Consider the following 12,624-nt stretch of genomic DNA (forward strand, 5'->3'; position numbering starts at 1 on the left):
TCTACTGAACCGTGTAGCCACGGCCGGTCATGCAAGCCGCCACTGCCCGATTGAACGTCGCCATCTGCTGGGACGTCTGTTGCTGCCCCGCCTGCTGCTGCGCGGCCTCGGCCTGATTGGCGCGGCGCTGGCGCACGCCGCCAGCCGCTGTGCCGGTAACCGCACCGATCGCAGCGCCCTTCCCGGCGTTGCCTGCGATTGCGCCCACTGCTGCGCCCACGGCGGCGCCCCCGGCTGCGCCCTTGACCGCACCACCCTGCTTTGGCGCAGCGCCAGGTTGACCGGATTGCTGGGCAATCGCGACCGGATCGACACCGGTCGTCTGCTTCGCCCATAGCTGACACTCCGCGGTGTCCGTGTTTTGCTTCTGCGCGCTCTGCCCCTTGGCCGGATAGATGATGGGCTGCTGCGCGGCGGCTGCAAATGTCAGCACCCCTGCCACCAGACCTATTGCGACTCGTTGCATTCGTTGCATGGCTTGAGGACCTCGATCTTCTACGGTCGCCCCATTTACTGGCTAACGGCTGTCAATGTCCGCGCAATGCGCGAGCGATTTCCCGATCGCGCGTCCGGCGCGGCGTGCATGGCCGAGGTGATTCGCGTTAGAACATCGGTGGCCACGACCGTGCGGGATAGTGCGCACTTCATTCGTCAAACTTAACAATTCTCTGCCCCTGAACGCCCAGGCCCGCCATCAAACCCTGTTGGCCAAAAATGAACGCATAGACATCTGACTGCAATGTCGTAGTTGTCATCGACTTCGCCATCCCTGCATCCACCACCACGACGCTCGGTCCCACACCAACGGACAATCCGGTGCCACTCGTGAGCGACGTGATTGCCGGGTCGGTCATGAGAAACATAGCCTCCGAAAAGGTTTGTGCGCCTGCTTGCATCCCGTATGAAACGCCGCGCACTCTGTAGTACCCAAGGATCTTGCCGTCCGGACCAAACATCACGCCCTTTCCACCCTGCGCACCGACTATCAACCCAGCCTTGACGATGCTCGGAAACACGACGACGGCTTTCGCCTGGTATTGGAGATCCTTCGCCTTCGGAGTGCTGTCGAATAGTTGCTGCAGTGCCTGACGTGCCTGCGCGTCTAACTCGGGGTCCCCGCCATTGGCAACAGTCGGGTTCGTTGAGCACGCCACGGCGAACAGAAAGAAGGGAACCGCGAGAATTAGCCGAAGGTACTTGATCATGATGCGTGCTCCATTCAGAAATTGACACCACGGTGTGAAATGCGTTTCCGCCTTAAATTCTTCGCGGGCAACGTGAATAGTGGTATTTGCGTCCAGTTAAAACAATTGGCCTTTGGTCCAATATCGCCTGAATACGCAAGCGCACAGGCTTGCGCTACGGTGGCTGATCGCCTTCAAGGGCAGCGCGTACCGTCTTGACAAACAGTTCGTCGTTGAACGGCTTGCGCAAATAGGCGACCGCGCCGGCCGCGAGCGCGTGCTCGCGCACGCCGATGTCGTCGTGGGCGGTGATGAAAATGACAGGTATGCCACTGCCGGCCAGGCGTCGCTGGACTTCCAGCCCGTTCAACCCTGGCATCTGCACGTCGAGCACGACGCAGTCAGGGTGATATGACGGCATGGACGCCAGGACTTCGAGGAACGCGTCGCCGCTGGCGAACGTTTCGGCAGCGAGCCCGATCGAGCGCAGCAATCGCCTGATCGCCCGGCTTACCGATTCATCGTCATCGACAACGACAACGAATGGTTTGAGTTTTCCCATTGAACGTAGTCCGGTATCCGGGAGTGCGCGCTAGTGCACTCCTCCATACGACAGACTATGAGTCAGGCAGGATTGCCGATATTGGACCTTGGTCCCTAGTCGGTGCCAGAGAGCAAAAAAGGCGGCGCTATTTCTGCGAGGACATCACGGAGAAAGGTGCGTGGGGAGGCCCTGCCGCGCTTGAACTGCTCAACCACGCACTAGCGCCTGTCGCGTCGTTGCGTGTCATTGAAGTGATACCCGGTGTGCGCATCCTGTGCGACCTCACCCGCCGGAACATCCATCGCCCAGGCTCATCGATTCAATTGCATCCCTGACTGTTGGCGCTCCGATAGCATGTCTTGCCACTCGGGCTTTTATACACGCCCTTGCCGTTCTTTGTCTTGGCCTCTCCGCCCTTGCTTGTCTGGGTCGTCGTGACACCGTTCTGATTTTTTTGGGCCTTCCACGCGTTACCGGTATTCGGGTTGTAGCCGCCAGCCGTCTGTCCGTTGCCGCAAACGGTCTCGCCGCGCGCGTTGGTGGCGCAGTTCGCGAATGCGCTCGAAGACACCACGATGCATGCCAATGCAAGCGGGACAGCGAATGTGCGTACAGAAACAATCATGATTTTCTCCCATGAATAGCACGGCTGGACTCGCGCATCTTTCAGACTAGTCGGATGCGACCGTACGCGCATTGGACTTTGGTCCTATTTCCAATACCACTGGTTCAATCGCTGATCGTGCTCGAGTGCGGGAGCAGCAGAGCCAACGCCCGCGCGATCGAGCGGCTACTGGCCAAGAATGGCCAGCGCTGCGCGCATGGGCTCAGGCGAGATTCTGACTATCCCATTGAGAGGCGTGTTCATTTCCAGAATCAGAAAGATCGCGCCGGCAGTCGACAGTGCACACATGGCTAGCGCTGTCATAGTCGTACCGTTGCGAGGCGCGAACAAACCAAACGTGCCGAAGAGAATGGCTAGCCAGGACACCAGAACCACCAGCAGCGGCACGGGGATCGAGCCCTTCTGCTGGAGTAACGCCAGCCAGCGCGCGGCGAACACTTCATCGACGATCTGGAGGGCGCGTGCCTGCAACTGACTTTGCACCGCATTGTGCGGTGAGAGTTCCTCCACCTTGCGCTGGAAGTCCTCGCCCCTTGCCACTGCCTCGGGCCCGCTCATTTTCGCCAACTGCGACGGATCGCCGGAAGCGAGCACCTCGATCGACGCGGCGGTGATACGTTTAAGCAAGCCGCGAATCTCCTGCGTTTCCGGTCCATATCTGGCCAGGACGCGATCAAGGCGCACGATGTCAACGGCACTATGCACAACTTCGCTATTCGTCGTGTCGAACGAGGCTTTTGCCGACGAAATCAGCAGGCCAAGCACTAACGCGGCCATGGTAGCGACCAGGCCGGTCGCCAGTTTGACGACACTGATTGATTCATCGCTAAGGTGGTGTTGCGGCAGTACGACGCGCAGATACGAACCCAGCAGCGCACTGCCGACAACGCTTATGAACACAATCAAAGCAACGACGAGGTGGCTCACCCGGCAATCCTCCGCTTCTGGTTTTTCGCTTAACCCCCGTCTTCGAAGCGGGGGCGTTGGCCGGCACGACGTCTTCGTGGACCCGACGTTGCCCGTGTTTCCCCGAATCGCACGATTGACGAAATCTGGCCATGCCCTCTTACTGTTGCGCATCTTGCTCGCCGCGCGGCTGCATGCAATTGGACCAAGGTCCAATTGCATATGCGCGGTAGTGAACCTATCTTTTTAGCTGCACCACTGACGACAATCGCGACCCGGCCGCCAACAGCCGTACCCCGTATCTGCTCATTCGCCTTCCGTCCCTGGCACGGGTCGCGCTGCGGAAGTGCCGTGAGGCGGACAGGAGCAAAGCATTGTGACTTCCAGACTGCCCATCCGAGTGTTGGCGCTGGCACTGGCGTTGTCGGCCATGCAGCCGAGCCGCGCCGCGACTCAAGACCCTGGTTGGCCACGTGAAATGGTCCAGGGGGACGCGACCCTCACCTATTACCAGCCACAGATCGACGACTGGAAAGACTTCAAGGAACTGACCGGTCGAATGGCGATTAGCATCACCCCGCGCGGTGGCAAGCCACAGGTGGGCGTGATCACGATGCAAATGCACACTGACGTGGATATCGACAGTCGCAACGTACTTCTGAGCAGTCCGCAAATTACCGGCACCGCTTTCCCCGGCACGGACCAGGCAACGAGCCAGAAGCTGGATCAGCTGGTGCGAAAGTTTCTCAATCCGCAGGCGTCGCTGACCTTGTCGATGGATCGGCTGGTGGCGAGCATAGACAAGAAACAGGCCGCACCGGTCGTCGCCGTCAAGAGCGATCCACCGGCCATCTTTGTCAGTTTCGGGCCGGCGGTCCTGCTGTTTGTGGATGGCGACCCGGTACCCGCGCCGATCCAGAATTCAGATGTCACATTCGTGGTCAACGCCAGTTGGCCACTGTTCGTCGACAACGCCGCCCACCAGTACTACCTGTTCACCGGTCAATCGTGGATGACGTCGACCGACCTGAAAACCGGCTGGGCGGAAACGAAGACACTCCCAGCCAAGATGACGAAGATTCCTGCCGACCCCACCTGGACGGATCTGAAGCCCTTCATTCCACCGTCTGCGAAGCACGCTGCGAAGCCGCCGGCGGTCTTCTTCAGCAGTACGCCGGCTGAGCTGATCGTGTTCGACGGCCAACCGGTTTACACCGCGATCCCCGGCACAGGACTGGTGTTCGCGAAGAATACCGATAGCGACGTGTTCGTCTATGCGCCGACCAAGATCTACTACTATCTGACGGCAGGCCGCTGGTTTTCGTCGCCCAACCCCAGCGGGCCATGGACGTTCGCAACCAACCAGCTACCGGCCGATTTCGCCAGAATTCCTCGCGACAGCCCGGCCTCGCGAGTCCTCGCTTCCGTGCCGGGCACGCCGGAGGCCAACGACGCGGTGCTGCTCGCGCAGATTCCGACGACGGTTGAAGTCAACCCTGCTGCCGCGGCGGCCGAGATCAAGGTCGCCTACAGCGGCGAGCCAAATTTCGCACCGATCGAAGGCACCACGCTCGCCTACGCAACCAACACGCCCGACAAGATCATCAAGGTGCAGAATCACTATTACCTCTGTTCGCGGGGCGTATGGTTCGATTCGCCATCGCCGGCCGGACCCTGGCAAACCAGCAGTTCAGTGCCTCAGGTGATCTATACGATCCCGCCGGCCTCGCCCGTTTATAACGTCACTTACGTGACACAACAGGTCGTGCCGGGCGGCTCTGTCCAGGCCAGCTATACCGCCGGATATCTCGGCATGTTTATCGCAGGCGCCGCTGTCGGCGCGATCGTTGCGCAAGGCAACGGCTACTACTATCCGCCCTATGTCCGCGTGGGCTACGGGCCGTATCCCATCTACTATCCGCGTCCGGCGCCGTATGGATACCCGGCCTACAACCCCTATACCGGCGCGCGCGGCGTACGCGGCAGTGCCTATGGCCCGGCGGGTAGCGCGCAGTGGGGCGCTTCGTACAATCCTTATACCGGGACGTACGCGCGCGGCGCCACGGCTTCCGGCAAGTACGGCAGCGCGAGCGTCGCGCAGGCCTATAACCCCTACACCGGCGCTTATGCCGCCACCCGTCAGGGATCGAACGCGTATGGCCAATGGGGAAGCTCTGTCGTGACGAAGGGGAACCAGTGGGCGGCGACGCAGCATGCCACCACAGCGAAGGGCTCGGTCGGGACTTATCAGAATTCGGCTGGCGGCAAGGCGATTGCTGGAAGCACGGCCAACGGCAGAGCCGTAGCGGGCAAGACGGCAAACGGCGACCTTTACGCCGGACGTGATGGCAATGTGTACAAGAACACGGGTGGGAGCTGGCAGAAGTACGATAACGGTTCCTGGTCCAACGTGAACAAACCGACGCCGCAGTCGTCGCCGCAAAAAGTGCAAGCCGCGCAGCCCCAGCGCACGCCCTCCGCGACGAACACCGGCTCGACTCGGCCAAACGCGCAGAACAATCAGCAGCAGCGCGCCGCAGGAGCTCGGCCCGGTAACGCCGGAACCACTCAGCAAAGCGCCCAGAGCATTCAGCAGCAACGCCCCGCGGGAGCCCAGCCGGCGAATCCCCGAACCACTCAGCAAAGCGCCCAGAGCGTTCAGCAGCAACGCCCCGCGGGAGCCCAGCCGGCGAATCCCCGGACCACTCAGCAAAGCGCCCAGAACTATCAGCAGCAGCGCACCACGCCAGCACCGCCGAGCAGGGCCACTGCCCAGCCTCAAAATGCTGCGGGTGGCATCAACCGGACCAGCGCGCAGCCTTCCTTTGGAGAGCTGAACAACGACATGCAGAATCGTCAGAGAGGTGCGACCCAGAGTCAACGCTACGCGCAACCGGGAGGCGGTGTCGACCGGAGAGCCAACGGCGCGGGCGGCGCAAGGGGTGGCGGTGGTGGTTTACGTCGGCAGTAGTCCAGACAAAACCCGTCTGCTTAGTCCCCTGACCATCGCGCGACTATTGCTGGTCGGCGCAACCATGACGGCTGTGCTCGCGCAGGGGGAGCCTCCCGTGGTTCGTTCGAACGCTGACCTGACCGTCGAACAGGTGCGGCGCACGGCCCGGGAAGCCGAGGTCCGCAAGGACATCGATCCGCCCACCAAGGCGCGCATAGCGGAACTGTCCCGCGCAACGCTCGCGGATCTGGAGCGGGTTCCCGAGCTGCGTGCCCAGGCGCAGACCTATCGTCAGTTGATGCGCGATGCGCCGGACCAGATTCGTGATCTGGAGCGGACGCTGGAACAGCTTCGTTCTGAATCAGACCGGGCGGGTTCGGCCCCGTTGAGTGCCGGCAGCACACTCAATGACCTGGAGCAGGCGCGAGCCCAGGCCGAGACCCGCCAGGCCGCCGCGCGCGCCGAACTCACGATGCTCGACCTCGAAATCGAACGTGTCGACACGGAGCCCGCGGAACTGCGCAACGCGCAGCGCGAGGCGCAAGCCGGTCTGGAACGGTCGCGCGAGGAAATCCAGACCGCTTCAGGTGCATCCCGCCAGACTTTGCTCACCATACCGGAGACGCAGGCCAGGCGGGCCGCGCTGCTGGTTCGCGAAGCTCAGGCTGATGCCTTGCGCAGCCGCCTCGATGCGCAACCTCTTTTGGCCCGTTTGACGCAACTGCGGCGGGACGTGATTCGCACGCAATTGCAGCGCGACGATGCCGACCTGAAGCGGCTGGTGGCGCTCGTCGATCAGCGTCGAGTAGATGACGCCCGGCGTGCCGAGGAAGAGGCCTCCGAACGCCAGCGGCAGTTGGTGGACCGCAGTCCCACCCTGAATCGGTTGGCGGCGGCCAATGTCCAAACCTCGGCGCAGCTTGCCGGGACCGCGAAAGAAATCGAGTCGCTGCGGCAAGCTCGCGATCGGCGCACGGCGGAGGCGGAACAGCTGGCGGTCGATTTTCAGCGCGCGCGCCTCAGCCTCGCGCGCAGCAAGCTCACGGAATCACTGGCCCGGGTGCTCGCGGAGCGCGCTGCCGCGCTGCCTGAAGCGGAGCAGTTCCGTCGCGCGCGCGGCGAACGGGCGCGCGCCGCTGAGTCGATCGCTGCGGCTGCGTTCCAGGTCGAGCGCGAACAACGTCGTCTCGCGAACCCGGACGAAGAGCTCGACGCCGTCGTGCGCAAAGAGGCTGCACGCACGCGCCCGGCAGAACTGGCAGCCCTGCGTGGCGAAGCGGTAGTCCTGATTGCGGACCGCAGGGAACTGCTCGATCGGCTATCGACCTCGCAGCGAACCTACCTGAACACGCTGGACGAACTCGTCGCCGCCGAGGACCAGCTCCTGAGCACCGCGCAAGACTATCGTAGCCTGATCGACAAGGCGCTGTTCTGGGTGCCTGTGGCCCCCCTGTCCGAACGGTCCTTCAGCGATTTGCCGCAGACGCTGTTGTGGCTCGCCTCGCCAACGGGCTGGCGCGAGGTGGGCGAAACCATCAAGGATCAGGCGCAGCAACGCTCGCTGCAGGTGCTTGTCCTGTTTGGCGCCGCGTTCGCCATCGTGGCGGCGCGCAAGCGTCTGCTTGCGCGTCTGCGACGCCTGTCCGAGCGCAAGGGAGCAGAGGGCGACCCCGACGTCACCGCCACCGTGCAGGCCCTTGGCACGACCCTGCTCGTCGTTGCGCCGATACCGCTAGCCGTCTGGACGGTCGGCAACCTGATCGTCACCTCGCCGACGGCCTCGGAATTTGCCAATGCTGTCGGCGAAGGGCTCGGCCCGGCGGCGTGGGGGGTACTCGCAGGGCTGTTCTTCTCAAGGCTGTTTCGTCGCGATGGCATTGCCCAACTGCATTTCGGACTCGACGCCCAGTCAGTGCGTGCATTGCGCCGCGCATCGCGCGTGTTCACTTTCCTCGTGGTGCCGCTTGGCTTCGTCAACCAGGTCGCATCCCAGTACGACGATCTCATCGTGCGGGCCTCACTGGGGCGCCTAACTCATATGCTCGCGCTCATCGTGTTCGCCGGCGTGATCGGTATGACCTTCCGGCCGGGTGGCCGGGTTCTCTCGCGGTATTTCGGCCCAGCCGCGGAGGACCGGGACGTGGTCATGAAATATGCCGCCTACATCTTCGCCTGTTTGGTGCCGCTATCGCTGACGGTACTGTCGGCGGTTGGCTTTTACAATGCCGCGCAGGTCTTCGGCCGGCTCACGCTAATCAGTTGCCTCGCTGCGGCAGCGATCGCGCTGTTCCATACGCTGACCGCGCGCTGGTTGCGCGACCGGCGCGACGAACTTGAGCGCGCGCGGACGCAGGGCATGGATCGGGAGTCGGAAGTCCTGATCGACGGGGCACGCAAGAATCTGGACCGACCGGACCTGGCCTCGATCGGAGCCCAGGCGACACGCTTGTTGCGGGCGTTGTCCGCCGTACTGCTGGTGATTGCCGTGCTGGTGGTCTGGCACGGCGCATTACCAGGGCTGAGCCGGCTCAACGAGATTGCTCTCTGGTCCTATACCGATGTCGAGGAGGGCCAAACGGTGGAGCGCACCGTCACCCTCGGGGGCGTGATGCTCGCCCTGACGATAGGATTTATCGCAGTCGTTGCGGTCAAAAACATCGGAGGCTTCCTTGATATTGCCTTCCCGGACCGGGCACGGCTCTCCGGCGGCAGCCGCTATGCCATCAGGACCGTGGCCCGCTACGTCATTGTGGGTGGGGCGGTCATGACGGTGTTTAGCGTGCTGGGCGGCAACTGGTCCCGGATTCAATGGCTGGTCGCAGCCATGGGCGTGGGCCTCGGCTTCGGCCTGCAGGAGATTTTTGCAAATTTCGTCTCCGGTTTGATCATATTGTTCGAGCGGCCGATCCGTATCGGCGATACCGTGACTGTCGCAGACGTGACCGGCGTCGTGACCCGTGTGCAGGCGCGCGCCACGACAGTGACCGACTTCGATCGCAAGGAAGTGGTGATACCGAACAAGACCGTCATCACAGAGCGAGTCATCAACTGGACGCTGAGTGATCACATCACGCGGGTGGTGCTGAAGGTCGGCGTCGCCTACGGCTCCGACACTAAGGCTACATGCGAATCGATCCTGAAAGCAGTGCGCTCGGCACCCAAAGTCCTCACGAATCCCGCCCCTAGCGTATTCTTCCTCGCTTTCGGCGACAGTTCACTCGATTTTGAGGCGCGTTTCTTTGTCGAGGGCGTGAATCAACGAATTCCCGCCACCCACGATGTGCTTACGGCGATCGAACGTGAGTTGCGGCAGGCGGGCGTTGAAATCCCATTCCCGCAGCACGACGTTCATCTCAAGTCCGGACTCCCGGCGCCGCTGGCACACGACGCGGTACCGCGCACGGAGGATGGAACTGCAGCGGGTGCTGCCGCCTCTCGCTAGTCAATGGATCGCGTGTCGTTGCGAGCCTTCTGCTCGTGCCGGGCGCCGCGCACGGAATCGCTGTCCGGCCCGGTGTGAAATACGCACTGTCGGCCCAGTCGCCTTTACGGATAAATTGGCAGTAGCAGAAACAACTTGATGACGATCGCATTGGCGATGTCGATAAAAAAGGCGCCTACCATCGGCACCACCAGGAAGGCCAGGTGTGAAGGGCCGAACCGATCCGTAATGGCTTGCATGTTGGCGATCGCGGTTGGCGTGGCGCCGAGGCCGAAACCACAGTGTCCGGCGGCTAGCACCGCCGCGTCATAGTTGCGCCCCATGACCCGGAAGGTGACGAACATGGCGTAGACGGCCATCGCGATCGCCTGCGCGACCAGGATTGCGAAAAGCGGCAGCGCAAGCGAGGCCAGATCCCCTAAGCGCAGGCTCATCAGCGCGATCGCGAGAAAGAGTCCGAGACTGACATTGCCGATCAGCGACACCGCGGGCTCGAAGACCTGATACCAGCCGGGCATCGCAAGCCCGTTGCGCAGGACAACGCCGACAAACAGGACACACACGAACGCGGGCAGCTCGAACGCTGTGCCGGTCAACCACAATGCGATGGCCGAGCCGACAGCGAGGCAAACGGCAATCAGCGCCACTGTTTCGATGAAGGCCTCCGCCGTGATCGGGCGAACCGCTTTGGGCTGCTCGAAACCGGTCGTGTCTGTGACCTCGGATTCCGGGTTGGGCGCAAGGCCGTAGCGCGTGATCAGAAAGCGCGCGACCGGGCCGCCGATCAATCCGCCGAGTATCAGGCCGAACGTGGCGCAGGCAATCGCAATCTCGGTTGCCGCTGCGAGCCCGTGACGCTCCGCGAACACCTTGGCCCAGGCTGCACCCGTGCCATGGCCGCCTGAGAGCGTCACCGACGCCCCAAGCAGGCCGAGCACACGTTCTTGTCCTAACGCCCAGGCGAGACCGATGCCGAGCGCATCCTGCATCACGAGCAAGCCGACCACGGCACCGAGAAAGACAAGTAGCGCACGCCCGCCGGCTCTCAGCCCGGCGAGATCGGCGTTCAGACCGATGGTGGCGAAGAAAGTGAGCATCAGCGGCGTTTGAAGCGTTGTATCGAAACGCAGGTCGATTTTAAACACGCTCCTTGAGCCAAAAACCAGCAGCGCTACAAGTAACCCGCCGACTACCGGTTCCGGGATGCTGTAGGTTCGCAATACGCGTGTCCGGGCAAGGATCTGCCGACCGAGCAGAAGAACCAGCGAAGCGGCCATCAGCGTCTCCAGCGTGTCCAGGCTCACCATGTTCTTCTCCAGTCGAGAGTTCGATTAGTTATTGGCCCAGCGAGGCAGTTGTTCCGGAATGGCCCGATGCGAACCTGAGATGCCCAGCTCGCACCCTGGGATAACTTAATCATAGGGCGGATCGAGAACTGATGATCGCGCATCATGGGCTGCGCGTGGCCGACATGTTGATAATGAAGGGGGCGTTTATCGATCGTTCGCTCCCTGCTCCGCTCACGCCTGCCGAGACGCCGCCAGCCCCCCGACACGTCGGACGGGGCATGGCAGCGCGGCGCTTTACGCGGGAACGCTCAAAATCGCTTTCGAATACCAATCATCGCCGCTGTCGTATTCATACCCGGCGCGACGGGCTGCCCATACTCAACCGACTGATTCATCTTGCCCCGGTTGTCCACGTAACCCACCTGGGCATACAGCGTGGTCGCCTTGGAAAGACTGTAGTTCGCGCCGAGCACAATTTCGGTCGATTTGTTCGCCGAGTTGTTTTCGTCCTTGATGTAATACACGCCGCTTGTCAGCTCGAAAGCCGGCGTGAACCGATAGCCAAAGCCACCGGAAATCATGTCGAAATTAGTGGTCTTCGGATGGGCGGGATTGCGGCCGTTGCTAAACGACGTACTGGCTGTAAAGCCGTTGATCGAATACAGCGCACCGAGGTAGTAGAACCGGTTGTTGTCCAGCCCGGTCGCCACGCTTGTCGGACTGGGATTGGTATCATGCCCGTTGTAATAGGCTGCCGCGAGTTTCAGTCCATAGTTGTCGTACTGCAAAACCGCCGATTCTCGTGTGCTGCCCTGCGCCTGCCCCGCTACGCCACCCGGCGCGTATTCGAGGCTGGCGGTCACGCCGCCGAAGTTCGGGGAGACATAGACAATGGCGTTGTCGTCGAACACCGCCCCAAGCTGTGCGTTCGTACTGGTTCCGGGCCAGCCCGCAGCGGAATTCATGCTGACCAGCGCGGTAAAAATACTGCCGAAGTAGCCACCCTGGCGCACATCGGTGTAAGCCATCGCGTAGGTCAGCGGGATAATCTGCCGGCCCATGGTGAGCGACCCGTACGGGCCGGCCAGGCCAACCGACGCCTCCTGATTGAATTGCGCCGCCACGCCGGCGGTACCGCTCAACCCAAATTTGCCACTGGTACTGTCAAATGAACCTTGCAATTTGAAGTTGGTCTTCCACCCGCCTCCCAGGTCTTCCGTACCTTTGAACCCGAGCATGCTGGTATAGATGCCACCGTCTTTCATTTTGAAAAGGTGGCCGGTATTCGGCGCGGCGGGATTGTACGAAGCCGCCGAAGTATTCTGATAAAGCAACCCCGTATCCACTGCCCCATACATTGTTACCGACGATTGTGCATGCGCAGTACTACCGACTGTTGCCACTGCAATTGCAACTGCAAAGCCTCTTTTCATTTTGTCTCCTTGGATTACCTGATCCGGCGTCCATGTGGCAACCAGAAATTTCCGTGCTGAATCACTTTCCAAAACCAGCAACCTGCGAGACTCGTGGTCAGCAGCCAGCCGCCGAACGGCTTGTGTAAGCCGCTCACCAGCCCTCAACGGTCAACGCCGCACGACAGGTCGTCGAAGCAGCATCGTTGTCCAATACGCGTCTGAAGTCGTTCGCGTCAGCCATATCGGATGATCATTCAGACCGGACG

Annotated in this window: 9 protein-coding genes and 1 pseudogene; 3 read left to right on the forward strand and 7 right to left on the reverse strand. The window is 61.8% G+C overall.

Annotated features, from left to right (window positions below):
• Position 1: 1 nt before the first annotated feature.
• From P3T22_RS13285 to P3T22_RS13295, 3 genes are all read right to left on the reverse strand, one after another.
• Positions 2-475 (reverse strand): YMGG-like glycine zipper-containing protein, encoded by a 474-nt coding sequence (locus tag P3T22_RS13285; RefSeq protein ID WP_063495814.1) that lies wholly within the window; start codon positions 473-475, stop codon positions 2-4.
• 169 nt (positions 476-644) lie between these two features.
• Positions 645-1,205 carry a YSC84-related protein gene (locus P3T22_RS13290; protein ID WP_063495813.1) on the reverse strand — a complete coding sequence of 187 codons (561 nt, stop codon included), beginning with the start codon at positions 1,203-1,205 and terminating at the stop codon, positions 645-647.
• 154 nt (positions 1,206-1,359) lie between these two features.
• Complete coding sequence (locus tag P3T22_RS13295; RefSeq protein WP_063495812.1) at positions 1,360-1,746, reverse strand: response regulator transcription factor; 387 nt, start codon at positions 1,744-1,746, stop codon at positions 1,360-1,362.
• 125 nt (positions 1,747-1,871) lie between these two features.
• Here P3T22_RS13295 and P3T22_RS13300 point away from each other — a divergent pair.
• A pseudogene (locus P3T22_RS13300) lies at positions 1,872-2,063 on the forward strand (hypothetical protein); the annotation flags it as partial.
• Here P3T22_RS13300 and P3T22_RS13305 read toward each other — a convergent pair.
• Both P3T22_RS13305 and P3T22_RS13310 read right to left on the reverse strand, forming a co-directional pair.
• Positions 2,048-2,353 carry a hypothetical protein gene (locus P3T22_RS13305; RefSeq protein ID WP_063495811.1) on the reverse strand — a complete coding sequence of 102 codons (306 nt, stop codon included), beginning with the start codon at positions 2,351-2,353 and terminating at the stop codon, positions 2,048-2,050. The pseudogene P3T22_RS13300 and the gene P3T22_RS13305 sit on opposite strands and share 16 nt — an antisense overlap.
• A gap of 165 nt (positions 2,354-2,518) precedes the next feature.
• Positions 2,519-3,433, reverse strand: a complete 915-nt coding sequence (locus P3T22_RS13310) for a hypothetical protein (protein WP_429325197.1) — start codon at positions 3,431-3,433, stop codon at positions 2,519-2,521.
• Positions 3,434-3,635: 202 nt separating this feature from the next.
• Here P3T22_RS13310 and P3T22_RS13315 point away from each other — a divergent pair, with 202 nt between their 5' ends.
• Together P3T22_RS13315 and P3T22_RS13320 are read left to right on the forward strand one after the other, a co-directional pair.
• A complete protein-coding gene (locus P3T22_RS13315; RefSeq protein WP_429325198.1) occupies positions 3,636-6,230 on the forward strand; it encodes a hypothetical protein in 2,595 nt (864 codons plus the stop codon).
• A gap of 64 nt (positions 6,231-6,294) precedes the next feature.
• Positions 6,295-9,654, forward strand: a complete 3,360-nt coding sequence (locus P3T22_RS13320; protein ID WP_429325199.1) for a mechanosensitive ion channel domain-containing protein — start codon at positions 6,295-6,297, stop codon at positions 9,652-9,654.
• Positions 9,655-9,758: 104 nt separating this feature from the next.
• Here the strand turns inward: P3T22_RS13320 and gltS are convergent, their stop codons facing one another.
• Together gltS and P3T22_RS13330 are read right to left on the reverse strand one after the other, a co-directional pair.
• A complete protein-coding gene (gltS, locus tag P3T22_RS13325) occupies positions 9,759-10,961 on the reverse strand; it encodes a sodium/glutamate symporter (RefSeq protein ID WP_063495807.1) in 1,203 nt (400 codons plus the stop codon).
• A gap of 290 nt (positions 10,962-11,251) precedes the next feature.
• Positions 11,252-12,376 (reverse strand): porin, encoded by a 1,125-nt coding sequence (locus P3T22_RS13330; protein WP_063495806.1) that lies wholly within the window; start codon positions 12,374-12,376, stop codon positions 11,252-11,254.
• Between the last annotated feature and the right edge of the window lie 248 nt (positions 12,377-12,624).

Origin of the sequence: Paraburkholderia sp. GAS348 (assembly GCF_050434205.1) — a bacterium.
In the GTDB taxonomy this organism is placed as follows: Bacteria; Pseudomonadota; Gammaproteobacteria; order Burkholderiales; family Burkholderiaceae; genus Paraburkholderia.

Bases quoted from the DNA above. Each gene is read 5' to 3' on its own strand.
- P3T22_RS13285 (WP_063495814.1), bottom strand. From the start codon at position 475: ATGCAACGAATGCAACGAGTCGCAATAGGTCTGGTGGCAGGGGTGCTG.
- P3T22_RS13290 (WP_063495813.1), bottom strand. From the start codon at position 1,205: ATGATCAAGTACCTTCGGCTAATTCTCGCGGTTCCCTTCTTTCTGTTC.
- P3T22_RS13295 (WP_063495812.1), bottom strand. From the start codon at position 1,746: ATGGGAAAACTCAAACCATTCGTTGTCGTTGTCGATGACGATGAATCG.
- P3T22_RS13305 (WP_063495811.1), bottom strand. From the start codon at position 2,353: ATGATTGTTTCTGTACGCACATTCGCTGTCCCGCTTGCATTGGCATGC.
- P3T22_RS13310 (WP_429325197.1), bottom strand. From the start codon at position 3,433: ATGCGCAACAGTAAGAGGGCATGGCCAGATTTCGTCAATCGTGCGATT.
- P3T22_RS13320 (WP_429325199.1), top strand. From the start codon at position 6,295: ATGACGGCTGTGCTCGCGCAGGGGGAGCCTCCCGTGGTTCGTTCGAAC.
- gltS (WP_063495807.1), bottom strand. From the start codon at position 10,961: ATGGTGAGCCTGGACACGCTGGAGACGCTGATGGCCGCTTCGCTGGTT.
- P3T22_RS13330 (WP_063495806.1), bottom strand. From the start codon at position 12,376: ATGAAAAGAGGCTTTGCAGTTGCAATTGCAGTGGCAACAGTCGGTAGT.